This window comes from Pseudoalteromonas luteoviolacea (assembly GCF_000814765.1).
Classification (GTDB): Bacteria; Pseudomonadota; Gammaproteobacteria; order Enterobacterales; family Alteromonadaceae; genus Pseudoalteromonas; species Pseudoalteromonas luteoviolacea_H.
In genome coordinates this window covers 451,231-476,160 of record NZ_JWIC01000005.1, presented here as the reverse complement: position 1 = coordinate 476,160, position 24,930 = coordinate 451,231, and the positions used below count along the sequence as shown (strand labels likewise).

General features: G+C 43.1%; 22 protein-coding genes. 15 read left to right on the top strand and 7 right to left on the bottom strand.

Features of this window, described 5'->3' with window-relative positions:
- The first annotated feature begins 187 nt into the window (after positions 1 to 187).
- The 4 genes from JF50_RS09570 to JF50_RS09555 all read left to right on the top strand — a co-directional run bounded on the left by JF50_RS09570 (position 188) and on the right by JF50_RS09555 (position 4,453).
- On the top strand, positions 188 to 1,102 hold the full coding sequence (locus JF50_RS09570) for a dihydrodipicolinate synthase family protein (protein WP_039609211.1): 915 nt from the start codon (positions 188 to 190) through the stop codon (positions 1,100 to 1,102).
- A gap of 11 nt (positions 1,103 to 1,113) precedes the next feature.
- Positions 1,114 to 2,115: a 4-hydroxyproline epimerase gene (locus JF50_RS09565; RefSeq protein ID WP_039609210.1), complete on the top strand. Its 1,002-nt coding sequence runs from the start codon at positions 1,114 to 1,116 to the stop codon at positions 2,113 to 2,115.
- Between the two features lie 37 nt (positions 2,116 to 2,152).
- Positions 2,153 to 3,652: an aldehyde dehydrogenase (NADP(+)) gene (locus JF50_RS09560; RefSeq protein WP_039609209.1), complete on the top strand. Its 1,500-nt coding sequence runs from the start codon at positions 2,153 to 2,155 to the stop codon at positions 3,650 to 3,652.
- Between the two features lie 135 nt (positions 3,653 to 3,787).
- Positions 3,788 to 4,453, top strand: coding sequence for a GntR family transcriptional regulator (locus JF50_RS09555; RefSeq protein WP_039609556.1), 666 nt, complete (start codon positions 3,788 to 3,790; stop codon positions 4,451 to 4,453).
- An 80-nt stretch (positions 4,454 to 4,533) separates the two neighbouring features.
- On the opposite strand, the gene JF50_RS09550 is transcribed toward JF50_RS09555, so the two are convergent.
- Complete coding sequence (locus JF50_RS09550; RefSeq protein ID WP_039609208.1) at positions 4,534 to 5,577, bottom strand: type III polyketide synthase; 1,044 nt, start codon at positions 5,575 to 5,577, stop codon at positions 4,534 to 4,536.
- Between the two features lie 497 nt (positions 5,578 to 6,074).
- Between JF50_RS09550 and JF50_RS09545 the strand changes: the two genes are divergently transcribed.
- The 4 genes from JF50_RS09545 to JF50_RS09530 all read left to right on the top strand — a co-directional run bounded on the left by JF50_RS09545 (position 6,075) and on the right by JF50_RS09530 (position 12,661).
- Positions 6,075 to 8,651 (top strand): TonB-dependent receptor plug domain-containing protein, encoded by a 2,577-nt coding sequence (locus JF50_RS09545; protein WP_039609207.1) that lies wholly within the window; start codon positions 6,075 to 6,077, stop codon positions 8,649 to 8,651.
- 161 nt (positions 8,652 to 8,812) lie between these two features.
- A complete protein-coding gene (locus tag JF50_RS09540) occupies positions 8,813 to 9,925 on the top strand; it encodes a response regulator (RefSeq protein ID WP_039609206.1) in 1,113 nt (370 codons plus the stop codon).
- A gap of 248 nt (positions 9,926 to 10,173) precedes the next feature.
- Positions 10,174 to 10,623, top strand: a complete 450-nt coding sequence (locus tag JF50_RS09535; protein ID WP_039609205.1) for an Hsp20 family protein — start codon at positions 10,174 to 10,176, stop codon at positions 10,621 to 10,623.
- 190 nt (positions 10,624 to 10,813) lie between these two features.
- The gene (locus tag JF50_RS09530) at positions 10,814 to 12,661 is read left to right on the top strand and encodes a peptide-N-glycosidase F-related protein (RefSeq protein WP_039609204.1); all 1,848 of its coding nucleotides are present in this window, start codon (positions 10,814 to 10,816) and stop codon (positions 12,659 to 12,661) included.
- Between the two features lie 10 nt (positions 12,662 to 12,671).
- On the opposite strand, the gene JF50_RS09525 is transcribed toward JF50_RS09530, so the two are convergent.
- Positions 12,672 to 13,253 (bottom strand): FMN-binding negative transcriptional regulator, encoded by a 582-nt coding sequence (locus JF50_RS09525; RefSeq protein ID WP_039609203.1) that lies wholly within the window; start codon positions 13,251 to 13,253, stop codon positions 12,672 to 12,674.
- Positions 13,250 to 13,825, bottom strand: a complete 576-nt coding sequence (locus JF50_RS09520; protein ID WP_039609202.1) for a GNAT family N-acetyltransferase — start codon at positions 13,823 to 13,825, stop codon at positions 13,250 to 13,252. Before JF50_RS09520 ends, JF50_RS09525 begins: the two co-directional genes overlap by 4 nt.
- 160 nt (positions 13,826 to 13,985) lie before the next feature.
- Between JF50_RS09520 and JF50_RS09515 the strand changes: the two genes are divergently transcribed.
- Positions 13,986 to 15,425, top strand: a complete 1,440-nt coding sequence (locus tag JF50_RS09515) for a PLP-dependent aminotransferase family protein (protein WP_327077595.1) — start codon at positions 13,986 to 13,988, stop codon at positions 15,423 to 15,425.
- A gap of 68 nt (positions 15,426 to 15,493) precedes the next feature.
- Here JF50_RS09515 and JF50_RS09510 read toward each other — a convergent pair whose 3' ends face one another.
- Both JF50_RS09510 and JF50_RS09505 read right to left on the bottom strand, forming a co-directional pair.
- A complete protein-coding gene (locus tag JF50_RS09510; protein ID WP_039609201.1) occupies positions 15,494 to 15,688 on the bottom strand; it encodes a CVNH domain-containing protein in 195 nt (64 codons plus the stop codon).
- Between the two features lie 145 nt (positions 15,689 to 15,833).
- Positions 15,834 to 16,307, bottom strand: a complete 474-nt coding sequence (locus tag JF50_RS09505; RefSeq protein ID WP_039609200.1) for a SixA phosphatase family protein — start codon at positions 16,305 to 16,307, stop codon at positions 15,834 to 15,836.
- Positions 16,308 to 16,557: 250 nt separating this feature from the next.
- Here JF50_RS09505 and JF50_RS09500 point away from each other — a divergent pair, with 250 nt between their 5' ends.
- The 6 genes from JF50_RS09500 to JF50_RS09475 all read left to right on the top strand — a co-directional run bounded on the left by JF50_RS09500 (position 16,558) and on the right by JF50_RS09475 (position 23,774).
- Positions 16,558 to 17,817 carry an efflux RND transporter periplasmic adaptor subunit gene (locus JF50_RS09500; protein WP_039609199.1) on the top strand — a complete coding sequence of 420 codons (1,260 nt, stop codon included), beginning with the start codon at positions 16,558 to 16,560 and terminating at the stop codon, positions 17,815 to 17,817.
- Positions 17,818 to 17,835: 18 nt separating this feature from the next.
- Complete coding sequence (locus tag JF50_RS09495; protein ID WP_039609198.1) at positions 17,836 to 18,558, top strand: ABC transporter ATP-binding protein; 723 nt, start codon at positions 17,836 to 17,838, stop codon at positions 18,556 to 18,558.
- A 1-nt stretch (position 18,559) separates the two neighbouring features.
- The gene (locus JF50_RS09490) at positions 18,560 to 19,873 is read left to right on the top strand and encodes an ABC transporter permease (RefSeq protein WP_039609197.1); all 1,314 of its coding nucleotides are present in this window, start codon (positions 18,560 to 18,562) and stop codon (positions 19,871 to 19,873) included.
- A 13-nt stretch (positions 19,874 to 19,886) separates the two neighbouring features.
- Positions 19,887 to 21,089 carry an ABC transporter permease gene (locus tag JF50_RS09485; protein ID WP_039609196.1) on the top strand — a complete coding sequence of 401 codons (1,203 nt, stop codon included), beginning with the start codon at positions 19,887 to 19,889 and terminating at the stop codon, positions 21,087 to 21,089.
- Positions 21,090 to 21,150: 61 nt separating this feature from the next.
- On the top strand, positions 21,151 to 22,482 hold the full coding sequence (locus JF50_RS09480) for a sigma-54-dependent transcriptional regulator (protein WP_039609195.1): 1,332 nt from the start codon (positions 21,151 to 21,153) through the stop codon (positions 22,480 to 22,482).
- Positions 22,482 to 23,774: a sensor histidine kinase gene (locus JF50_RS09475; RefSeq protein WP_039609194.1), complete on the top strand. Its 1,293-nt coding sequence runs from the start codon at positions 22,482 to 22,484 to the stop codon at positions 23,772 to 23,774. The genes JF50_RS09480 and JF50_RS09475 overlap by 1 nt, the downstream gene beginning before the upstream one ends.
- Here the strand turns inward: JF50_RS09475 and JF50_RS09470 are convergent.
- Positions 23,771 to 24,094 carry a hypothetical protein gene (locus JF50_RS09470; protein ID WP_039609193.1) on the bottom strand — a complete coding sequence of 108 codons (324 nt, stop codon included), beginning with the start codon at positions 24,092 to 24,094 and terminating at the stop codon, positions 23,771 to 23,773. The two genes, JF50_RS09475 and JF50_RS09470, sit on opposite strands and share 4 nt — an antisense overlap.
- A gap of 141 nt (positions 24,095 to 24,235) precedes the next feature.
- Entirely contained in the window at positions 24,236 to 24,880 is a 645-nt protein-coding gene (locus tag JF50_RS09465; RefSeq protein WP_039609192.1) for a 2OG-Fe(II) oxygenase, read from the bottom strand.
- Positions 24,881 to 24,930 lie beyond the last annotated feature (50 nt).

The following is a 24,930-nucleotide window of genomic DNA, read 5'->3' as shown; positions in this document are numbered from 1 at the left end:
AAATTGCATCTCGTGCACTTCTGTCGTAGATAACTTTTTATATTCTATTAAATTTATACTTTTCATTGAGTTAAAGCCTTTTTTTAGATGTTTCATCGGAGATTATGATTTTTTCCAAAATGGTATATTGATTATTGTATACAATATACCTATAGTAAAAAGCAAGAACGATAACAGAGGAATAACCATGAACGTAGATTGGCAAGGGGTTTACCCTGCAGTGACCACACAGTTTAACGAAGACGAGACGATTAATTTCGAAACCACCAAATCGATGATCAATTCGCTGATTGAAGATGGGGTACATGGCATCATTGTGTTAGGGACTGTGGGCGAAAATTGCTCTTTACGTGCAGATGAAAAACGACAAGTTTTGCAAGCCGCTAGAGAGGTTGTCGCTGGTAGGGTACCTTTACTTTCAGGCGTGGCGGAAACCACCACTTCACTGGCCGTGGAATTTGTTCAAGATGCTGAAAAAATAGGCATTGATGGATTTATGGTCCTACCGGGAATGGTCTATCGCTCAACTGAGCGTGAGGCTATCCATCATTATCAATACGTTGCACGTTCAACAGCATTACCCATTATGATTTATAACAACCCGATTACTTATGGTGTCGATGTGTCAATTGAAGGTATGCGTACACTGGCGTTGGAAGACAATATTGTCTCAGTCAAAGAGGCAACAGAGGACACGCGCCGGATCAGTGAGCTTTTGTCCGCTTTTGGTGAGCGCTTTGTCATTTTTGGTGGAGTGGATGACATTGCATTAGAAAGTTTGATGTTAGGCGCGACAGGTTGGATTTCTGGCCTGACGAATGTATTTCCTCGTGAGTCAGTGGCTATTTACAAACTTGCACAGCAAGGCAGGTATGCTGAAGCCACAGAGGTGTGGCGTTGGTTTTTACCGTTACTGCGCTTGGACACAGTACCGACTTTGGTGCAATGCATTAAATATGCGGAGCAGCTGGCAGGGCGAGGCAGTGAAAAAACACGTTCACCACGATTATCCCTGACTCAAGACGAAAAGGCTTATGTGAGCCGTTTGTATGATGATGCGATCACCAACCGCATTGACCTCAGTAAATTTAATCTCGATTAAGGGTTTTCAACATGAACAGGGGGACATTTTTTTGTATTGATGGCCACACGTGTGGCAACCCTGTGCGTCTTGTTACCAGTGGCCACCCAAATCTTAGGGGGGCCACGATGGCTGACAAGCGGCAGCATTTTCTTGCTGAGTTTGACTGGATCCGCAAAGCTTTAATGTTTGAGCCCCGCGGGCACGATATGATGTCAGGTGCATTTTTATACCCACCTTGCAGCGACGATGGTGATGTGAGCATATTGTTTATTGAAACATCAGGGTGTTTGCCTATGTGCGGGCACGGCACCATTGGCACGGTGACATTTGCGCTGGAGCAAGGGTTAATCCACCCACAAGAAATGGGCTTAGTCAAAATTGATACGCCAGCAGGTCGAGTAGATGCGCAATATGAGATGCATCAAGATAAAGTAAAGTGGGTTAGGCTCGTTAATGTGCCTGCATTTTTGGCACATACAGATGTGACTATTGAGACTGAAGCACTTGGGGAATTAAGTGTTGATATCGCATATGGCGGTAACTTTTACATCATTGTTGAGCCACAGGGAAATTTTAAAGGCATAGAAAGCACAGATGCCGACACATTAATCAAAATGAGTCGTGAAGTGCGCACTGTGGTTAATGCGACAGTCAAGTGTATCCACCCAGAATCTGCCCATGTACATGGGGCATCGCATGTACTTTGGACTGGTAAACCACAAAATGACGATTCTACGTCCGCAAATGCGGTATTTTATGGAGATAAAGCCATTGACCGTTCTCCTTGCGGTACAGGCACCAGCGCACGTATGGCTCAGCTCTATGCAAAGGGGCACTTAAAGCCACAGCAAGATTTTATCCATGAAAGCTATATTGGTAGTCAATTTATTGGGCGCGTCGAAGAGGTGACAGAAGTGGCAGGTAAACTGGCAATTCGTCCTAGTATTCAAGGTTGGGCGGTGCGCACGGGCACGAACTGCATAACTGTAGATGACGATGACCCTTATGCATTTGGATTTCAAGTGATCTAACACTGTTTTTCAAATTCATCAATAACTGGAGGTAATAATGAAATTATATGGACAGAGTTATATCGCGGGCAATTGGCAAAACAACCAACAAGGCGACACTTTTAACAGTTTTTGTCCGGGCACCAACGAATATTTACCTGCGATGTTTTTCGAAGCCACTGAAGCGCAAGTAAGACGAGCAACGGCGTCAGCTGATAGGGCGTTTAAGTCGTATCGTCGAATCTCAAATCGTCAACGGGCACAGTTTTTAAGTACCATTGCTGATGAAGTGACAGTCCTAGGCGATGCGCTTATAGAAACGACAATGTTAGAAACTAATTTGCCGCGTCAGCGCCTAGAAGGAGAACGTGCGCGAACCATCGGTCAGCTGCGTGCTTTTGCTGAAGTGTTAGAACAAGAACTTACACCGCTCAACTTAAACTGTGTTGATGAAGGTGACGAAACAAGGTTGCCTATTGCTAAGCCGCACACAGCCTTAACACATATTCCAATAGGGGTGGTGGCTGTATTTGGCGCGTCAAACTTCCCATATGCTTTTTCGACACTTGGTGGAGACACTGCCGCGGCGCTTGCAGCAGGCTGCCCTGTGATAGTGAAGGCACATCCAGCTCACCCTGCAACCAATGAGTTGATGACAAAAGCAATTGATAAAGCCATCAAGCAATGCGGGATACCTGACGGCGTGTTTTCAATGCTTCAAGGTAGTCAGCACCCACTTTCTCATCAATTAGTGAAAGACCCTGTCGTTAAAGCGGTTGGCTTTACAGGATCGCTTGCTGCTGCAACAGCATTACTAAAAACCATTAATGATAGGAAAGAGCCTATTCCGTTGTATGGGGAGCTGGGTAGTGTAAACCCTCAAATTGTATTGACAGGGCAAGATGCACATCAGCAATCAATATTGGCGACTCAATTGGTGAATTCGCTGGTTATGGGTCACGGTCAATTCTGTACCAGCCCGGGAATATGGTTTGTGCCTGAGGAAGATATCGACTTTGAACGAGCTGCGATTAATGCGGTTGAAGTTGCGCATTCAGACACACTGCTGACGACGGGCATTTTACAGACTTATAAGAAACGCACAGACATGTTACGTCAGCATCCCAATATAGCGTTAGTGGCGCAAGGTACGCTCAGTAAGCAATACCATGCGGCTGTTCAACTTTATACCTGTAGCGCTGATGACTTTGTTCAACACAAACTTCTGCAAGAAGAGATATTTGGTCCGTGTGCTATTGTGGTTAAATATCGAGATGAAGAGGCGCTAGTGCACGCGGTAGAGGCGTTAGACGGCCAGTTAACAGCGAGCGTTTATGGCAGCGCAGATAAGCTGCACGAACAAGCCGAAATAATAGAGTCTCTGAGTTATAAGGTGGGACGTTTAATCTTTAACCAAGCGCCTACTGGTGTGGAGGTATGCATGTCGATGAATCATGGCGGACCTTTTCCTTCTTCAACAGATGTGAAAAGCACCTCTGTTGGTACACGCGCAATTTTGCGTTTTTTACGTCCGTTATGTATACAAGGTGGTATTTAACGCCGTCGTATTAGCCGAGCCTGGTCTTGATAGGCTTGGCTATTACCACGCGCAATACAAAGATAAATGGGGCCTGCGTGCATTTTTGATTTAGCTACGTATAATGTAAGTCACTGTAAATTTTTGATTAACCCCATGGCGATTGTACATAAAACTAGAACTCAACTTGTTGCCGAAGCGATTAGAGATAAGATTTTAAGCGGCGAGATAAAGGCGGGAGAGCCTTTGCGTCAAGCGGCATTGGCTGAAGAGCTCAATGTTAGTCGCATCCCTGTTCGAGAAGCGCTGTTACAATTAGAAGCAGAAGGATTAGTTAACTTTGAAGCACACAAAGGCGCGACAGTCACCAGTCTCAGTGCTGATCAGATTGATGAAATATTTGATTTACGCGCTTTGTTGGAAGCGGAGTTGCTAAGGCATTCGGTCATGCATTTAACGAATCGTGATTTGCTTGAAGCGGAAGCCATTTTAGCGGATCTTGAAGATGCTATTTCAGCTGGGGACTCTCAGCTTGCGACTGGCAAATTAAATGCAGAATTTCACGATAAGTTATACTCGAGGGCTAATAGACCTCAAACACGTGAACTTGTTGCGGTTTATAGCAAAAACTCTGAACGTTATGTTCGAATGCACATTTTGTTAGCTGGCGGTATTAATACTGCGCCAGAAGAGCATCGAAAGTTATTACAACTGTGCAGAGATAAAGAGATAGACAGCGCGTGTGAGTATTTAAAACATCATATTTTGAGTGCTAAAAAAGGTATTAAAGCACTGCTTTTAAAACTAGAAGAAGGTGCTTAAATAACAGGCAAGCCATTTATCTCTGCTTGTTGAGTAAAATGGCTTATCTCCCATCAGTACTTCTCTTATTACTGGCAATATTACTGCCAGACACCAACACTCATTTCGGATGTAAACCCTGGACCAAATGCGGCAAGTAAACTGGTTTCACCCTTTGTGGCTTGTTCAAAGGTGCGACGCAATACATCGATAACTGCAACGCTGGACGTATTGCCAGTCTCAGCTAAGCAGGCTCGAGAGTGCTTCACTTTATCTGGATCAAGGTTTAAACAGCGCTCTAATTCATCTAGGATGCGTCTGCCACCGGTGTGAAATATGGTATTGTCGACGTCATTGGCATCGATTTCCAGCTTTTCTTGGCAAAAGGACTGTAGATAAGGCGCTACGTGGGGGATTGAGTGCATGACATCTTTGTCCAATGAAAACTTAAAGCCTTTATCTGTCAGTTGATACTCGATGTATGGCATCGTGTCTTCAATGGTGACACTCTGATTATGTGTCAATCTTAACCCTGAAATTTGGTCATCTCCTCGCATCACTACCGCAGCTGCACCATCCGCAAAAAGTGAGTTGCTTATAAAGTCTTGCAGTCTACCTGCCTCTTTATGAAAGCACAGAGATGAGGTTTCAACGCAAACAATCAATACGTTTCTATCTGGACGGTGCTCACAATATTCAAATGCGCGTCCAATCGCTGAAGCGCCAGCCACACATCCGAGTTGAGCAATGGGGATTTGCTTAGTATCAGCTCTGAGTGACAGACGATTTATGAGATGTGCGGTGAGTGATGGCATCATAAACCCAGTACAAGAAGTGGCGATGACCATATCAATTTCGTCAACATTTAATCGGGCATTATGAATGGCTTCACGAGCGACTTTTTCAGCCATTTCAATGGCGGCATCTTGATATACCTTGGCTCGCTCGCCAAAGTTTCCCTGCTTAACCACATCCGTTAAAGGCATGATCAGGTGCCTCTTTTTGACTTCTGCGTTTTGTATCATGTCAAAAGCACGCTTTTTGTGAGGACTGTCGGGATGGCAGATCTCGATGACCGTCATAATATCGTCGGCATTCACTTCGTAGTTTGGATAGTAAGTTGCTGGTTTACTTAAAGTTGTCATGATAATTCTCTCCTTAATTGAATGACTTAAAGCAAGACCTACAACTGCTTTCTTTTATTTCACAAATTTTATAAATAAATTTAACTTTTTTGGTTTTTCATAGTTAAGCAACTGATATTAAATAATTTATATTTTAAATTATTTTTTGTTATCTCAGTAATGCGGGTAATGGGAGTGAGCACACCTAACAGTTGCTAATTTTGCATTTAAGTGGGCTGTTACACTCGATTTTACGCGGTAAAATCAGCTTGGATAACATTGGTTTACAACCTAAAACGCATCTTTACGCATCTTTTCCTATCTTTTCATTGGTTTTAAGTTTTTGATTTTTAATGGCTTTTTTGTTTGTTTTTACATGAGGGGTGCCTGCGCTCATGGGTCTGAGTGTGTATTGAGTTTTTATTGCGCTTTTATTAATTTTTCATTCATTTTCGCCGCTCTAATGTCATCTCAAGCGCCATGGCAAGTCAAAACAACATCTATTTAGGAAAGTATCTATGAGAAAAACCGCCATCAGTATTGCGATTGCATTGTCAACGGGAAGTGCAATAACCCCGGTATTTGCAAAAGAGCAAGCCACACAAATCGAAAAAATAGAGGTAACAGGCTCTCGTATTAAACGCTCTGACATGGAAACTGCAAGTCCGGTTACATTTATTGGCGCGGATGCTATTCAAGCCAGTGGTGCGGTTACCATTGATGATGTGCTTCAGGATATCACAGCAGCAGCCGGCGCAATGACCAATCCAGGGGTCAATAATGGTTCAGGAGGAAATGCGAGTATTAATTTACGTGGTCTTGGCGCACAGCGTACTTTGGTGTTGGTAAATGGCCGAAGAATGATTAATTCAGGCACTGGTGCTGCATCAACGGTGGATCTTAACACCATCCCTGTCGCGATGATTAAACATATCGAAGTGCTTAAAGATGGCGCTTCAGCAGTATATGGCACTGATGCGGTAGCAGGCGTTGTAAATATCATCTTAAAAGATGATTTTGAAGGGGCAGAACTGAATGCACAAACTGGATTATCTGGTGAAGGAGATGCTGAGCAGCATAATATTGATTTGACTGTGGGTACCAGTTTTGACCGTGGAAACATGGTATTTGGTATCCAATACATGGAAAGGGGCTCCGCAAGTCAAGCAGATAGAGACTTTTCATCTTGCCCAATTAGCGAGGTAGATGGCGGAAAATCACTGACATGTGGTGGTTCAACCATTACGCCGAATGGTCATTTGTATCTTGAAAACGGAAAAGAGCTGCAAGGGGATAAAGAGGGTAACTATGCGGAGTACAACCCTGAGACAGATCCATACAACTATGCTTCAGATAGCTACTTATACACGCCGATGCAAAGGCTCAATCTAACTGGCACTGTGAACTACGAGCTAAATGACCGCACCACTTTATTTACTGAAGCAATGTACTCAAAGCGTTGGTCGGAACAACAAATGGCGCCTCAACCTGTTTGGTTTGATTTTACTTACACAGAGGAGATGGGCGATGATCTCTTAGAACATGGTGCAGACTATGGGGATACAATACACTATCGTCGTCGCATGTCTGATACTGGTACGCGTGATTTTTCACAAGTTGTTGATACAGTCAGAACAGTCGTTGGTGTTGAGGGGTTTTTAGATAATGATTGGAGCTGGGATGTTGCTGTTAACTTTGGCCGTAACGACTCAGTTGATCAGCTCTCTAACTTGCATAATATAGGCAGTTTAACCGAAGACATTGAACTTGGAAATTTCAACCCACTAGACCAATCTGCATGGTCAGCAGATAACATGACGGATTACTTGTATACTGAGCAAAATACAGGTGGTAGCCAGATGTTGAACTTCAGTGCGTCATTGGCTGGTGAGCTTATTGAATTGCCTGCAGGCTACTTGGGCTTCGCAACGGGGATTGAAAAAAGGACTGAAAAAGCGTGGTATACACCGGATTCTTTGACGTCTCAAGGGCTGGCTAATGACCCTAAAGTTGAGCCTACCAGTGGCTCATACGATGTGAATGAAGCGTTTGTTGAGCTTGCTATTCCTGTACTTGCAGATGTGGCTTTTGCACAAAACTTAGATTTAAGTGCAGCCGTGCGAGCATTTGACTACTCAAGTTTTGGTAGTGACTCAACATGGAAACTTGGTTTTACTTGGAAATTAAATGAACAGTTAATGTTCAGAGGGGTGAAATCAACGGCATTTCGTGCTCCAACCGTAGATGAATTATATGGTGGAAAATCCCCATCTTTTGAGCAGATCTCTCATCCGTTGCTAGATAGTCAAGCTGAAGTTATCGTGGGTGGAAACGCAAATTTAACCCCCGAAGAAGCGGATACGTTAACGTTTGGGTTAGTGTATGAGCCAAGCTTTGTCGAAGGCTTATCTTTGACCGTTGATTATTATGATATTGCGATCACTAATGCCATTAGCGAAGTGAACAATCAGTATATCATTGATAACTGTGTAAACAGCAGTGGCGACCTGATCAATCAAGATTCAGCAGTCTGTTCGTCAGCAAATGTTGAGATAGCCAATGGTAAAGCAACGTTTAACAACCAATTACAAAATATTGGTGATGAAACGACTCAAGGTTATGACATCAATGTGGCTTATAGCTTTGATGCCGCGGGCTTAGCTTGGCAAGCTGGTTGGGACACTTCAATCTTAAAAGAAAGAACCATCACCATGGCTGGCGAAACGTTCGATTACACGGGGCTTATTACCTCTGGCCTGGGTGGGTATGCTGATATTAAATCAAGTTTAAGTTTGGCGGTGAAAGCTGATGCGTGGAGTGCTAACTACAAAATCAGATATTTATCGGGCATGGACAGCTTTAGTTGTTTAAGTGAACCAAGTAGCTGTTATGCGCCAAGTACACCTAGTGTCACCTATCACGATATTTCAGGAAGTTACTTTGTCAGTGAGACCATCAAGTTGACAGGTGGCATTAACAATTTATTCGACAAGCAGCCACCATATTACTCAGGTAACAATGACTCAAACACGGATCCATACACCTATGATACGTTGGGCAGATATGTCTATGCGGGTATGAATATTCAGTTCTAATTGTTTAGGTACTATTTTCGTTTTTCACACTCTCCGTAGAGGGACCAAAGGGCATGCTTAGTTGCAGCCCTTTTTTTATTTGTAAAAATTGAAAGCTAAATACGGCGGAGTTTCGTTTAACGACTATATTGAGAGAAGATAATAAAGTAATTGGAGCTAGGATGAGCGTCCGTATTTTAGTGATCGATGATGACAAAACATATAGAACGTTGCTTTCGCAGACGTTTGCTGATTATGAAGTGAGTGTGGCTTCCAGCGGTGAAGAAGGTCTGCAAGAGGCCATTGAGCTCAAACCCCACGTGATCTTATTAGACATCGTGATGGCAGGTATGGATGGATATGCGACATGCTGCGAGTTGCGTAAAATTGAGCATTTGCGCCACACGCCCATTGTGTTTATCTCAAATTTGTCGTCGTCAGACTGTCGTTTAAAGGCATTCGAGATTGGTGCCAATGAATACGTGTGCAAAACTACGCATCCAGATGAACTCAAAGCTAAAGTGGTTGCAATCCTTGAGGCTGATCATGATTACTTTGAAGCACATGCGGACATAGCGCAAAAAGAATCGTTATTGCTAGATTTACAAAGACAAAATGCGTGCATGAAATCAATTGGCTTGTTTATGCAGGCAACACACTATTGTAGCGATCTTGTGGTGTTACAAAAAATATTCATCAATACGTTGTCGAGTTTGGGGCTGCGGGCTGTTATCCACTTTAAAAATCGAGAACTACTTCGGAGTACTTCCGGTAGTGTGGCTAAACTCGAACATGAATTGTTACTTCATCATGAGGACTTTGAACGGGTACATCAATTTGACCATGGCCCAATGGTATTTAATTGGCGCAGCAGTATTTTGTTGGTTAAAAATGTAGGTGAACTCAGCGATATTTGTGCCCACGTTATGGATGCACTAGAGCTTGCGATTAGCAACCTAAATCGCAGAGCTGAAATGGTGGAGCAAATTTTATCAATAGAAAAAACCAACAAAGAGATATTGGCCAGTTTAAAAGAAACAAAAAGCAAGTCGAATACCACGCTTAAGCAACAGTTGTTCGATTCAGGTCTGATTTCTCAGTTCGACCTTCAAGATGAAAATGATTTAGATGAGCTTATTGCCAGTTCCAGTGATGATTTAGTGGGTATGGTTGAAGCGTTTGGTGATAACGCAGAAAAAATCAGTGCCATTTTGGGGAGTTTGAAAAAGCCACCTCAAGAACTGAGGTTTTTATTTAAAGAAAGTATCAGTAACGCAGATGCCACCCTGTTTTAAATATTAGACTCACGTTAGTATAAATACTTGGGTTGTAGCGTGAGTTTTAATTACTTTAAAAACAACTGTTTGCATTTTTCTAAATCTTTTTTTAAATTTTTTTCTTGAAATCTTATCGCCTCGTCCATAGATAGAGTTATGAGGTCGCCGTAAGGGACCTAACTTTAATTAACATATTGTTTAATATGCCAATTCTCTGCTTTTTTAAGAGTGAATTCGGCTTAATATCGCTTTATGAGGATACACTTATGCGTACTGTAGATTTATCACCACTTTATCGTTCATTCATCGGTTTAGATCACCTAGCATCACTAATGGACTCAGCTCAAAGAAGCTCAGAAAAGCAGTCTGGATTTCCCCCGTACAACATCGAAGCATTGGATGAAGACAAATATCAAATTACCATGGCCGTTGCAGGATTCAGCGAGCAAGAATTATCATTAGAGTCAGAAAATAATACGCTGACGGTGAAAGGCGAGAAGCAAAATAAAGCGTCTAATGTCGAACGCAAATTTATTCATCAAGGCATCGCAGAGCGCAATTTTGAACGTAAATTCCAGTTGGGTGACCACATTAAAGTGATGGGTGCAGACTTAGAAAATGGCTTGCTGAAGATTGACCTTGAGCGCGAGGTACCAGAGGCAATGAAACCGAGAAAAATTGCCATTGGCACAAGCCAGCTGTTAGAAAAAGAATAACCTCCTTTACTTGTTTTCTTGTTATGTTGTTTCCAACCAGCCGCCATTTGGCGGCTTTTTGCGTTAGAAAAATAAATTCTAAAGTCTATATCCCTCGTTATTTTCTGGATTAAAAAGGAACACTGTGTCTTTACTTGTTCAGTTCATCACCGTATGGTTGTGTTAATTTTATGTAACCAAGGAATGAGCGATGCGGTTTTTACTTTTTTGGCTATTGATATTTACATGTCCACAGGTGTTAGCAAGTAAAGCAATAGCAACAACACAAACATTGACAGAATACACATCATTTACTCAACATGGTGACCACCGGTTCGCGGTGAATCTAATGCCAGCTGATTTAAAATCAAGGCATATACTGGCACTCGAATTAGGATGCGCAGAGCAAGGCTGTAGTGATTGGGACTACACCGTCCGTCTTGAATGGTATCAAGGGGAAAAGCGTTATGAACTTGGACGTTTGATAACCCCCTATGCCGGTTACATGCAAAGAGGAATGCATGGGTTTGATAGAAACTGGCGTCGTACTTTTTATTTTGATGTATCACATCTTGCACCGGTGTTAAGCGGAGAAGGCACATTTAACGTTCACTATGGCGGTTGGGGAGCTAAAAAAAGTGCCTTCGGTATTGCTGCCAAACTCATTTCTAAACCCGCATATCAGACAAAATCGGTGAAGCGTGTCATTCCTTTATATGAGTCAGGTTCTGAGGGGTGGCCATATAAAACAGCAGAAGATTTTGCACAGCGCTTACCTGTGAAAACGGTGACCTTTGAAGCCGATGAACAATACGCCGAAGTTAAGATGATTGTAACGGCACATGGACATGCGCTGTCTTATGACAATCCTGATGGTAAAGCTGAGCTGTGTGGTGAGTGGTGTGATAGATACTTCACATTAGAGCAAGATGGCAAGTTGGTCGTTAAGCAGAACTTGTGGCGAGATGATTGCGATCAGAGCGCCACTTTTCCACAAGGGGGGACTTATCTTTTCGCCCGTGCCAACTGGTGTCCTGGCGAAGCCATTGAGCCTTTTAGCTATCCGGTCAGCACATCAGTAGAGGGATCGTCTTTATTTGATTTAGATTGGCAAGCATATAGTTGGCAGCCATCTCAATATGGTACAGACGCACCTAGGTATATTGTTAATGCGGTTTTGGTTACCTATGGCGAGCAGGAAGTCGAAGAAGATGTTGCGCTTACATCTATCGTTAAGCCTAATTCAGCCATGCCTGATCGAATCGGATTGTCGTGTGGAGAAATTGAGGTAGACGTGAAGAACCTTGGCAAATCAACGGTTGATGAGCTGTGGTTTGATTACGGTATTGAAGGTTTGCGCACTCACCAATACCATTGGCAAGGTGAAATTGAAGCAGGTGAATCAAAGCGTATTGCGTTTTCATCACAGTTTTTGGGGAACTATGACCCAGAGCTCGCTAAGCTGAACATTTCTGTTCGCAGTGAGTATGATCAACAGGAGGGTAATAATAGTCAAGCTGTTCAGTTCAAGGCACCAGTGGCGGTTGAGCACAGCGCCATGTTGCGCCTACTTACAGGTAAAAACGGCGCGGAAAGCAGCGTGTCTCTGCTAGATAAATCGCAAACACTCATCAAGCGCTGGGATATGTTTGCCGACTCAAGTTGGCATGAATTAACACTCGATGTGCCTGCTGGCTGCTATACACTCAAAGTACATGACAGCCAACATGATGGCTTGGCATTTCCATTTTTTAATCAGCGTAAAGGTAAAGGAGAGCTTGCACTCCATCACAGCGATAAATTAGACGCGGCCGTGACACAATTACAGCCCGACTTTGGTCGTGAGTTGAGCATTCCTATCACGGTTGGCTATGAAATGGGGGGCTGTGCGGCAAGTGCTTGGCAAGCTGATCTTGCCTACAATGTCAAAGGCCAAAAGGTGGCTTATCAAGGAGTGATATATCAAGCGCGGCATTGGAGTTACAATTTTGCGCCCAATAAATCTGGGCCTTATGACCCTTGGCAAGCGATCAGCTACTGTGATGGAAGTGCACTTTAATTAAACATATTTACTCATAGTAACGGCTGAGTTTTGGGTTGGTGTTGCGCAGTAATTTTGCAATATCAGCCCGCGTTTCTACCGTTTTATTTTGGCTTAGTTTGAAGTTACCAGACATAGTTTCCAGTTTAACGTCGAAAAAGATTAAACTTTTGCACATGGCTTTTAATCTATTTTCAGGTACAAATGAAAGCTGCCACGGATCTTGTTTATCCTCGAACGCATTTAAAATATGCTGCATTGCCTTTAATTGCTTCTCAAAATCATGGATAGAGTGCAAGGTGCCAGAGGCTTGTACCGTGACATAGTCCCATGTTGGCAGGCTAAGCCCTTTGACTTGATGTGGGGATAAATACGTATCAGGTCCTCTAAAGACAATATCTACGGGCAACGAAATACAATGCCTAATCGGATTTGACGCAACCGCATGACCATAGAGCGTGTGTGTATCTCTGCAAAGGCTGACAGGAAGATGGCAAATATGCGTTTGTTTATTATCTTTACAGATGAATGTTGCCAGTGGGAAATGTTCAATTACTTCAAATAGCTGATTGTCATCTTGCACTTTGTAATCTTTGAGCGGATACCTCATAACCATGACTCCAGACGCTGTTTAATGTCTGGCCACATATCATCTGTGATACTAAAGCGCGCTGTATTTCTAAAGCTACCATCTGGCAACTTTCTATTTTTAAGGTGAATGGCTTCGAAGTGTGCACCTAAACGCGCAATGGCACTGCGGGATTTATGATTTTGCTCATGGGTCTGAAATTCAATTCTGACTAACCCCAACGTTTCAAATGCATGTTTAAGCAATAAATACTTAGCGTGTGTATTGATATGACTACGTTGCCAGTCTAAGCCAATAAAAGTGTGGCCAATTTCAGCTTGAAGGTTTTGCGGATCCACTCTAAATATACGTGTATTACCGGTGACTTGGTTGGTTTCAATATCGATAATGGCAAAGACAATTTGCTCCAGCGGGTCGAATTGTGCAGTTTGTTCAAACCAGTCTTTTAAGATCTCTGGACTTTGACAATATTTACTTGGAACCCAGCGCCAAAGCGCCTCGGCTTCACCCACCTTTTGCAATGCATCAAGATGTGAATGTGACAGGGGGTCTAAACGCACTTTGCTAGAGCACAATGATATCGGTTTTAACATACATTTCTCCTTAGGCAATGACGATACATGTTTGCTATGCGTTAAGATTACGCTTTTGTGGTTACGTTTAAACAACCAGATCTTAAAATTTGCCTATACCAGCTTGATAGAAGACAGAGAGTTTTGTACGCTCAATAACACCTAATACTGCTGCGATAAAATGATGTTCACAGGGCTTCCATTAGATAAAAAAAATAAAGCAAAACATATTCAAATGGCAGAGCAAGTGCGCTCAGCGATTCAAAAGGGCCATATAAAGCCCGGTGAAAAGCTGCCGTCAGCCCGGGCTTTAGGACAGCTTTTTTCTGTGAATAGACACACGGTGATGAATGCGCTGCAAAACTTGGTTGCTGAAGGGTGGTTGGTATCTGAGCTTCGCAAAGGCTATAAGGTCAATAGCCAATTGCCTATCGTGCATAGCACACAAGTCAATGAACAAGACGCGATATTTGAGCCAATTACGCCACAATTTGCTGCGGTTCTCCCTAAAAACTCGTCACCGACTTTAGATGAATATACCTATAATTTTGCGGGTGGATTGCCGGATATAACTCAGTTTCCATTTGATGAGTTCAAGCGTAGCATCAATAAAGTGTGTCGTAGTAGCAACGCCCATGCACTTCATTATCAAAATGTGGCTGGGGAGCCCGAATTACGAGCACAATTAAAAGCATACTTGCGCAAAGCGCGAGGATTACCCTGTGACGATGTACTGGTCTGTAATGGCTCACAGGAAGCCTTGTTTTTAACAGCACACGCGTTTTTGAACCCTGGTGAAGGGGTTGCAATGGAGTCACTTGGCTATCCGCCAGCAAGGCAAGCTTTTATGGCTGCCGGTGGTGTGATTTACGATCTTAAACAAGATGAGCAGGGCTTGTGTGTAGAATCATTGGCACAATGTTTTGCCAGCTCGACAGTTCGCTTATTGTATTTAACGCCTCTGCATCAATACCCCACTACACTCACGATGTCTGTTGCGAGAAGAATGGCGATATATAAGTTATGTGCGCAGCACGGCGTTTTTATCATAGAAGATGATTATGATCATGAGTTTCACTACCGTTGCCCACCACTTCAGCCAATGGCAGCGAATGATCCCGCACAGATTGTAATTTACCTGTCTACCTTTTCAAAAATTATGTTTGCAGGTGCGAGATTGGGATATATTACCGCAGCACCTGCGGTACTTCAGCAGCTGGTGGGGCTAAAAAAGCTTATAAATCATAAAAATGATGTGTTGATGCAGTTGGCCATTGCTGATTGGATGGCAACTGGCTACTTTGAAAGGCACTTGCGCCGAATGACTAAGTTATATCAACAACGTTGTGACTCGATGGCATATAAACTCAATGAACTCAAAGCACAAGGGTTTGATATTCAATTTAAGCAGCCGGATGGAGGCATGGCATTTTGGGTTGATTTAAAACGAGATGTATCAGATTTACCTGCCAAGCTTGAAGTGGCAAAGATCTTTGCGCACACAGAGCAGGCGTTTTGCCATGCTAAAGTAGAGAGAGAAACGCATATACGACTTGGTTTTGCTGGGCAAGAACCGGAAAAAATCTCCGCAGGGTTAGATGCGATTTTTGCATTGCTGTAAGGGGAAAAAAGGGTCCATGCCTAGACCCGGTATCGACATAGAAATGCATGTGTTTATAAAAGGGAATATTACTTTCTATCTGGCGCCCATGTGAGCTTGCCGTTGATATTGGCGATATCATACTTGAGTCTGCTTTCAACCCAGCTGCCATCTTCTTTTTGACATAACGCGATGATATAGCAGTCTTCCTCACCGGGAATGCCCTCAAAATGGATATTACGACAACTCGATTTATAAGAGCCTGGTGGTGAAATGAAAGACATGTCTTAGGTACTCCATTTTTGTATAAGTCGATGCAGTGAATTAATATGACTGCTCTACAAAGTGATGGGTACACTATATAGAGATTGTGGCTGCGTAAACATTACACATTATTACACAGCGATTAGGGGTGGGTTTAGGTATTGCTTACTGATTTGAGCTATGGATCTTTAATTTAGCCATCTCACCTTCAAATGTGACAACAAATACCTTATCAAATTCATCTTCCGCTATTTCGACGTCTCGACCTGTTAAATGTTTCACTAGAACCGGTGTGGTATTGCTATGGCCCGCAACGATGATTGTTCCCGTCTGCTTTTTTAGCATATGGGCAAATTCATCAAGCCTACCTGGATTGTAAAGTGAAATGTGTGTGTCAATTAAGTCTGCAAGCGGTGCCAATGTGGCTTTTGTACGATTGTAATTTGTGGAGTAAAGTTTAGTAGGTTCATAGGGCAACATCATTTGTGCGATTATTTTTGCGCGTTGAATTCCCTGTTGAGTTAAACTCGGGTCGACACCTTTTTGTTTTTCGGCATGGCGAACAAGTATGATATTTTCCGGCATTGCTAAGCTTGAAAAGCTGAGTAAAAAAACGAGTATTATAAATAGTGTACGCATCGGGCTTCCTGTCATTTTTTTCTATCTATTACTATATCTTGTTCTCATTCTAACTGCACCTTTAGTGGCTTACATCTATTGCTACGCCATAAATTTATCGTATTACACCAACCTGTCCGCTGCGGACACATTTTCTGTCCGCGGACGCTTTTAAATAACAATAAAAACAAAAAGTATATAATATTCAGCAGTTTATTTTTGGCATGTTATTGGTATCACTTGGTCCACTAGGATAAATCGAGAGGCTAAGATGATTAAAGATACCAGTGGACAGGATCAATATGTGCCAGAGCGCAGAGCATTTTTTCAGCGCAAGTCAGTGTGGGGAGCTGCGGGGATAGCCGTGCTCATATTGACAATAGTGTGGTTATTTATATCGCCACAAGCACAGCGTTCGGTAGATAAAGCACAGCTTGATATCGCAACTGTTCAAATTGACACGTTGATAAGAGAGATTGGTGCACATGGGCGAATTGTTGCAGCACATGCACCGACTGTATATAGCCCTGAAGTCGGCGTGGCGACTTTATATGTCAGTGCAGGTGATAGTGTTAAAGCGGGGCAGCTTGTTGCACAGTTACACAGCCCTGAGTTGAGTAGTGAGCTCAAGCAGCAAGAATCGGAGTTGTCACGTCTTGAAAGCGAATGGCAGAGGCAGCAGTTAGAAGCGCGTCGTCAAGCGCTGGCCCTTGAAAAGTCCCTAGATTTGGCAAAAGTGTCGCTTGAGGCTGCCGAGCGTGAAAACCGCCGTGCTCAGCTGTCAATTCAATCTAGCTTAATTAGCCAAATTGATTTAGAGCAAGCGCAGGATGATTACGCCAAAGCAAAAGTTAACTTTTCCCATGCGCAGAAAGAGGCCGATATAGGCAACGACACCCTCAAATTCGAACTTGCTTCTGCAAAGAGTCGCTTTGATAGACAGGCGCTGGTGGTAGAGGAAATAAAACGGCGCGTTACCAATTTAAAAGTGCGTGCCACGGTGGATGGCATCGTAGGTAATTTGTTGGTGCAAAATAAAGCTGCGGTCAACCAAAACCATCCGCTGATGACATTAGTTGATCTATCTGCTTATGAAGCTGAACTGAGAGTGCCTGAAAGTTATGCCAATGAGCTGGGACTAGAAATGACCGTATTGATGCGTATCGGAGCAACAGAGTTTGTGGGTCAACTGAGTGCCATCTCGCCTGAAGTGAGCGATCGTGAAGTGACCGCAAGAGTCAAGTTTACCAATCAAGATATTACGGGCATTCGCCAAAACCAACGTGTGCATGCCCGTATTCAATTAGAAAATAAAGAAAACGTACTGACAGTAAGGCGTGGCCCATTTTTAAATAATGGCGGCTACTTCGCTTATCGATTGCGCGACAATTTTGCCGAGCGGGTTGAAATATCAACAGGTTCAAGCAGTTTAAAAGACATTGAGATCATCACAGGTCTACAAGAAGGTGACGAAATCATCATCTCTGGCTATGATGCGTTCAGCAATGCTGACTCAGTGCTAATTAGATAAAAATAAAGGAAACATATCATGCTACGTATGCAAAATATTGGAAAGCTTTACCAAACTGAAATGGTTCAAACACAGGCACTGAGAGAGTTTAATTTAACTGTTGAAGAAGGCGAGTTTATTGCGGTTACGGGGCCATCAGGTTCTGGTAAAACAACGTTTTTGAATATTGCAGGTCTCCTAGAGCCATACTCATCAGGTCAATATACCTTAGATGGCATTGATATCGGTAAACTCAATGATAATCAGCGCTCAGATTTACGTAATCAAAAAATAGGATTTATTTTCCAAGGCTTCAATCTCATCCCTGATCTGGATTTGTTTGAAAACATTGAAGTGCCTTTGCGCTATCGCGGCATTAAGGCTAAAGAGCGCAAAAAGCGTGTTGAACAATGCCTTGAGCAAGTGGGCTTAGCAGGTCGAGCGCGTCACTTGCCTCAGCAGCTCTCCGGTGGGCAACAGCAGCGTGTTGCAATTGCACGTGCATTGGCAGGAGAGCCGCGCTTTTTACTCGCTGATGAGCCAACTGGTAACCTGGATAGCTTAATGGCAAGACAAGTCATGACATTGCTTGAAGAGTTAAATCAATCCGGTACCACCATTGTGATGGTGACGCACGACCAAGAGCTTGCTAGAAGAACACCACGAAATATTCAGATTGTAGATGGGCAGGTTGCTGACTTTACGCTTTATCAAGGTGGGCATGTGGCGCGCGAGACAACCGGCAAAACAGTAGGGGCTTAATATGTTGCTACATTATTGTGATTTGGCTTGGCGAAATATCAAGCAAACACCGTTTGTCAGTATGTTGATGATTATCGCTATTGGCATAGGTATCGGCGTCACTATGACGACACTCTCCGTTTATCACATGATGAGTGCAGACCCCATTGCACACAAAAGTGACAAGTTACACGCTGTACAATTGCAAATACTAGATGATGGCTATACATGGCGGACAGAAGATGATGTGCCTTTGCAGTTAACTTATCCGGATGCCAAATATTTACTCGAAAACTCACCGCAGGAAAAACGGGTCGCTATGGTCAAGTCCGGCGCTGCTGTGCACATTGACAGACCTGACAGTGTGCCCTTTATTCAGAGTTTACGGGTAACCAGTCGCCACTTTTTTGAACTGTTTGATGTGCCTTTTTTGCACGGTAATGTATGGAGTGCGTCTCAAAGTGAGCAAGCTGCACTGGTTGCTGTGATAAGTGAAGATCTCGCAAAAAAGCTGTTTGGAAAAACAGATGTGCTTGGAGAGTCAATATATTTAGGTGAACGCCTACATGAAGTGGTTGGCGTAACAAAAACTTTTCAGCCCACAGTTAAATTCTACGATGTAAATAATGATCCTTTTGAGGCGTCGGAGCAAGTATTTGTGCCTTTTACTCATATCGAAGCGTACAAGGTGCCAAGCTGGGGCAACACCAATGGCTGGAAAAGTGAGGATATTGATTCATTTGAGGACTTTTTAAACTCGGAAAACGTATGGTTGCAATTTTGGGTCGAGTTTGATTCAGAATCGCAAAAGCGCATGTATGGGCAATTCGTCATGGATTATATGACAGAGCAGCAAAAGCTTGGCCGATTCAATAGAAAGGCGCTTGATTACAATCTTAAAACGGTGCCGCAGTGGCTGGAATATAACTATGTAGTTAGCTCAGACAATAAAATCCTTGTCGGTTTGAGCTTTATGTTTTTGGCTGTGTGCGTCGCCAATATTTTAGGTCTGTTGCTGGCAAAATTTATGAAACGCGCACCGGATGCAGGGGTTAGACGTGCACTTGGTGCCAGTAAAACACAGATATTTAGTCAGCATTTAGTTGAGGTCGCATTACTTGGGCTGCTTGGTTCAATTGTGGGGGTATTGCTGGCCCAAGTCGGCCTTGCTGGCATTCGAGGTACTATGAGCGGGTATGACTTAATCGCGATAATGGATTGGAAAATGCTGCTGGTTGCTCCAGTTATCTCCATCTTAGCTTGCTTAATTGCAGGGTTATTTCCAGCTTGGGTGGTGTGTAAAACCTCTCCAGCAACACATTTAAAAGTACAGTAAAGGAGTGCGGAATATGTCAGAAATTAAACCGATATTAAGTGCATTAAAGCGCTCTAAAACAGGGGCGATATTGTTAGTATTACAAATCGCAATTACGCTTGCACTGGTCAGTAATGCCATGTCGATTGTGTTCGACAGATTGGAAAAGATGAATCAGCAAACGGGTTACGATGAGCAAAGTATTATTTCATACCTTGTTGTGACGTATGATAAGCGCATTGATAAGGCAAAGCAGTTTGATGAAGATATTCAAAAATTAAAAGATCTACCTGGGGTGATAGAGGCGTTGGCGGTGAGTTCGGTGCCATTGACTCGAAGCGGCGGGGCTTGGGCGCTCAGTACGGATCCTGATGAACTCAAAGGTAAGTCTGTGGATTCAGGTTACCTATATGGCAATCATACCTTGATCGGTGCTCTGGGGCTTGAGGTAACTGAAGGTCGCAACTTTACCGAAAACGACGTTGTGTATGATAGAAAAAAAGAGTATCCAACCGTTGCTATTGTGAGCAGAGCTGTGGCCAATGCGCTATTTGGGGAAGGCAAGGGTTTAAACGAAACCATATATAGTGGCAACAATGCGGCTAAAGTTATCGGTATTATTGATACCATTAAAAGTCAGTGGCCTAAATCAAACATTGCCGACAATTTGGTGCTTCTACCATTGCAAGACAGCACGGCATATCAGAAGTTTGTTGTTAAGACAACAGAGCACCAACGTGCAGAAGTCATGAACAAGATTGAACCTCTGCTATTGGAATTAAGTCGTGGACGCGTGGTTATGGATGTTAAAGCACTGGATAAATCAAAAGCCGATACCTATGCCAGTGATAGGTTGATGATCAAGATGCTTATCTCGATAGTGGTCTTTTTAGGGGTCATTACGGCACTCGGTATTTTTGGCCTAACACATTTTAATATCAGCAAGCGCACCAAACAGATAGGTACAAGGCGTGCGTTAGGCGCTCGAAAATCAACCATCTTCAAGCATTTTTTATTGGAGAATATGGTGGTGACCTCGCTTGGTATGTTGATAGGTGTTGTCGGTGCATTGTTGCTTGGACGAAAGTTAATGGGTATTTATGATGTGCCACCTCTAGAGGGGATGTCTATTCTATTAACAGCGATAGCGATGATAGTGATGAGTTTGGTTGCGGTATTTGTGCCAGCTCAGCGTGCGGCGAATATTTCGCCAAGTGTCGCGACACGCAGTATTTAAAGTAAAGCCGGAACGATATTATGTTACACTCATTGGGGTGTAACATAATAAAAATAAGCACATGGATAAAATACTGATCATTGATGATAATCCTGCGGTTTTGCAGTCATTGTCACTACTTTTTGAACTACATGACTATCAAGTGGCGCTTGCTTCATCTTCTTTTGAAGCGGAGCAAATTGTGCGTTATCAGCGCATTGATTTAGCCATTCAAGATATGAATTTTTCTGCGGATACGACCTCTGGTGAGGAGGGCAAAGCGCTGTTTTATCAGCTTCGCACTCTCAATCCTAATTTGCCCATTATCCTTTTAACGGCGTGGACAGAGCTGGAGATGGCTATCTCTTTAGTCAAGGCGGGCGCTGCGGATTATCTGGCAAAGCCTTGGAATGATGAAAAGCTGCTGATAAGTGTCGCTAATCTCATTGCTCTTGGCAAAGCCAGCCAAGATAGTCAGCAACTCCATCGTCAAGCACAAGAGCGGGCGGACTTTAACGCAGATGCGCAATTATGCGGCTTAATATATAAAAGCGTTGCGATGCAGCGCGCTGTTGAAATGGCACTGCAAGTAGCCAAGTCGGATGTGTCGGTACTTATTACAGGCGCAAATGGCAGTGGTAAAGAAAAGGTCGCCGAAATCATTCAAGCAAACTCTCGGTTAGTCAATCAGCCTTTTATTCGTGTAAACGCAGGGGCTTTGCCTGATAGCCTGATTGAAGCTGAATTATTTGGCGCAGAAGCGGGCGCTTATACAGGGGCGAATAAGCAGCGCATAGGTCGATTTGAAGCTGCCGATGGCGGCACATTATTTTTAGATGAGATTGGTAACCTGCCGTTATCAGGCCAGATGAAACTGCTTCGTGTGTTGCAAACTGGTGAGTTTGAACGGCTTGGCTCGGTTGAAACACGCAAGGTAAATGTACGCGTTATATCGGCAACCAATGCGCAATTATTAAATGATATTGCTGCTGGACGTTTTCGTGAAGACTTATATTATCGATTAAATGTGATTGAGATTAATCTACCTAGCTTAAAGCAAAGAACAGATGACATCATCCCTTTGGTAAATCACTTCTTACCAGAAAGAGTGTTGTCATTGAGCGCGGAAAAAGCGCTTTGTGCCCACAGTTGGCCAGGTAATGTGAGGGAACTTGAAAACGCCTGTAAGCGAGCTGGCGTTTTAAAGCCACAAGGCGAGTTAGATGCCGCAGATTTTGGCCTAATCCAAGTTCAGACACAGTCTGCGCCAATAAAAAATTATGAACCTTCAAAGCAAGAATTACAGCAGGCAATGCATCAATGCGAAGGGGTGATAGCCAAGGTAGCGAGACAGTTTGGTATGAGTCGCCAAGCTTTATATCGGCGTTTGCAAAAGCACGGAATCGACTATTGATGGAAAATACCCAAAAGGCGTTAACTAAAAAAGCCTGTATCGCCATTGCCATAAGCACGCTATTGGCGAGCTTACCCGTGGCATTTTTTGTTTCTTGGTCAATATGGTTTTTGACTGCTGTGTCTAGCTGGATACTTACCTGTGTATTGTTACGTTTATCTTTTAGCTCATTCTTACAAGCATTGGATGCCCTTCAGATTGGTCTTTTGAACTTTAAAGACGGTGACTTTTCGAATCAATTAGCCTACCAGTCAAAAGACAGCTTTGGAGATTTGTGTCACTTATACAATGAAACCGCGAAGCAATTACGAAACGAAAAGCAGTGGCTTTATCAACGAGAAATGATGTTGGATAAAATGCTACAAAGTGCACCTCAGGCCTTACTTTTAATGGATGAAAAGGGGATCATAGTATTTGCCAATCCAAGTGCACAGCAACTGATTGGCAGCGCCACTGCACTAGAGGGAAGGTCGCTTAGTAGCCTATCAAAAGGCATACCGAAAGAGATTTTTGACGCCATGGAGCATGCGTCTGATGGCTTAGTGACGGTTACTATGCCTGTAGGTGAGGAGCAAATGTGGCACAGCACGGTCGGCAAATTGTTATTGAACAATCAGCCACATAATTTATTTATTTTCAAACAATTGACCAGAGAGCTCAATCGTCAAGAAGTGGCTGTATGGAAAAAAGTAATTCGTGTCATCAGTCATGAGTTGAACAACTCTCTAGGGCCCATTTCATCCATGCTGCACAGTGGTAAAATCATTGCCAAAAAGCTTGATGAAGCGCGACTCAATCGCGTGTTCAGCACGATTGATGAACGCATTGAGCATTTATGTGAGTTTATTCAAGGTTATGGCACGTTTGCTAAGCTACCTGCACCACACATCAAGCCTATTATGATCGCTCCTTTATTGGATGCGTTGCAAATGCAGTGGCCATGCTCAGTGTCATGTGATATCGAGGTGATATCAGCAGATAAAGGGCAGCTGGAGCAACTTCTAATTAATCTGTTAAAAAACGCCCATGAGTCAGGGACTGATACTGATGCGATAGCGCTGAGCATTTATTCAATCAATGAAGGCATTAAAATCACGATTTCAGACAGAGGTCCCGGCATGAGTGAAGCAGTGTTGACCAATGCTCTACTGCCGTTTTATTCAACCAAATCCAGCGGAACGGGGCTCGGACTGGCGCTGTGCCGAGAAATCACTGACGCACACAACGGTCAGATCAGTATTCGTAATAGAGCAAGAGGAGGGTTATCGGTTGAGCTTATTTTACCGAATTAGGTTTTGCTTCTTTTCTCAAGGTTTGTCGCGTCTAGTTTTTTACATCCCTTACTCTGCTCAAGCCAAGAGAGGGTGTTTTGAGTTACAACAACTGTGCCAGATACAACGAGGCTTGCAGCGGAGACGATACCGGCACCGGCCATAACCATTGCACATGCTTTACCTGAGCAATTGCCAATCGAAGCCATTTGTTCCGTGCTTAGTACATGTTTGCGCTTTGTAATATGGCACTGTTCATCATAATAATGCACTTCTTTTGATACAAATAAACAACCAGACATCATACTTAATACCAAAATAGATAGCAGAAATTTATACATGACATTTTCCCTCGACTTTTTTGCCAAGATATCGGCATTAGCGGTGACTTGGTAGTTAAATTTTGTAATCAAAAGTAGAGTGTAAATAAAATAGGTACATCTTTTACACTCTATTTAGAAATGATTTATGGTCGAAGTAAATTAACGAGGTGGGTCAATATGTGCTGCGGTACTTGCATTTATTCTGAACCACCCTGCAATTGAATACCTTGATTTATTTGCCGGTAAAACTTCATGAGGAAACTCGTCACTTAAAAAAGTAACAAGAGTGCCTTGTTTTGGCACTACTCTGCACAACTCTTTGTCATGATCTTCTGCTTGATAGATGACGAGTTCACCGCCATCCTTGTCTTGCCAATCATCATTTAAGTAGAAAACAGTGGTGAGAACACGGTTTGCTTTACCTTTAAATGCATCGAGATGCTTCTTGTAAAAGGCACCTTCTTCGTAATGGGCAAAGTGACTCTCATAGCTGAAGAGGCCCATGAATAAACGGCGGTTTAAGTAGTTTTTTAATTCATCCATCGCATCTAGATAGCCGGCCTCTTGTGCATTGCCTCTTTCAAGCCAACGAATTTTATCTCGTCTGATCTGGGCATTTTTTTCGTGGTCACTTTGACGACCAATCCCTGCAGTTTGAAAAGTATCTTCTTCTAAACTTGCAATGCGGGCATTGAGCGCTTGAATAATTTTGGGGTCAACGGCATTTTCGATAATGCTTAAGCCGGTTGAGCGCAAATCATCAGCTATTTGCGCATATATGTTTTCAATGTCAAAGTCAGACAAGTCACACCTCCAGTTAATGAGGTGGTTTTTTACCTAATCAAGCTCAAAAA

Coding starts and splice junctions, on each gene's coding strand:
- JF50_RS09500 (WP_039609199.1), top strand. CDS start 16,558: ATGATTAAAGATACCAGTGGACAGGATCAATATGTGCCAGAGCGCAGA.
- JF50_RS09530 (WP_039609204.1), top strand. CDS start 10,814: ATGCGGTTTTTACTTTTTTGGCTATTGATATTTACATGTCCACAGGTG.
- JF50_RS09540 (WP_039609206.1), top strand. CDS start 8,813: ATGAGCGTCCGTATTTTAGTGATCGATGATGACAAAACATATAGAACG.
- JF50_RS09490 (WP_039609197.1), top strand. CDS start 18,560: ATGTTGCTACATTATTGTGATTTGGCTTGGCGAAATATCAAGCAAACA.
- JF50_RS09480 (WP_039609195.1), top strand. CDS start 21,151: ATGGATAAAATACTGATCATTGATGATAATCCTGCGGTTTTGCAGTCA.
- JF50_RS09470 (WP_039609193.1), bottom strand. CDS start 24,094: ATGTATAAATTTCTGCTATCTATTTTGGTATTAAGTATGATGTCTGGT.
- JF50_RS09550 (WP_039609208.1), bottom strand. CDS start 5,577: ATGACAACTTTAAGTAAACCAGCAACTTACTATCCAAACTACGAAGTG.
- JF50_RS09495 (WP_039609198.1), top strand. CDS start 17,836: ATGCTACGTATGCAAAATATTGGAAAGCTTTACCAAACTGAAATGGTT.
- JF50_RS09510 (WP_039609201.1), bottom strand. CDS start 15,688: ATGTCTTTCATTTCACCACCAGGCTCTTATAAATCGAGTTGTCGTAAT.
- JF50_RS09545 (WP_039609207.1), top strand. CDS start 6,075: ATGAGAAAAACCGCCATCAGTATTGCGATTGCATTGTCAACGGGAAGT.
- JF50_RS09505 (WP_039609200.1), bottom strand. CDS start 16,307: ATGCGTACACTATTTATAATACTCGTTTTTTTACTCAGCTTTTCAAGC.
- JF50_RS09520 (WP_039609202.1), bottom strand. CDS start 13,825: ATGTTAAAACCGATATCATTGTGCTCTAGCAAAGTGCGTTTAGACCCC.
- JF50_RS09555 (WP_039609556.1), top strand. CDS start 3,788: ATGGCGATTGTACATAAAACTAGAACTCAACTTGTTGCCGAAGCGATT.
- JF50_RS09565 (WP_039609210.1), top strand. CDS start 1,114: ATGAACAGGGGGACATTTTTTTGTATTGATGGCCACACGTGTGGCAAC.
- JF50_RS09535 (WP_039609205.1), top strand. CDS start 10,174: ATGCGTACTGTAGATTTATCACCACTTTATCGTTCATTCATCGGTTTA.
- JF50_RS09560 (WP_039609209.1), top strand. CDS start 2,153: ATGAAATTATATGGACAGAGTTATATCGCGGGCAATTGGCAAAACAAC.
- JF50_RS09525 (WP_039609203.1), bottom strand. CDS start 13,253: ATGAGGTATCCGCTCAAAGATTACAAAGTGCAAGATGACAATCAGCTA.
- JF50_RS09475 (WP_039609194.1), top strand. CDS start 22,482: ATGGAAAATACCCAAAAGGCGTTAACTAAAAAAGCCTGTATCGCCATT.
- JF50_RS09485 (WP_039609196.1), top strand. CDS start 19,887: ATGTCAGAAATTAAACCGATATTAAGTGCATTAAAGCGCTCTAAAACA.
- JF50_RS09515 (WP_327077595.1), top strand. CDS start 13,986: ATGATGTTCACAGGGCTTCCATTAGATAAAAAAAATAAAGCAAAACAT.
- JF50_RS09570 (WP_039609211.1), top strand. CDS start 188: ATGAACGTAGATTGGCAAGGGGTTTACCCTGCAGTGACCACACAGTTT.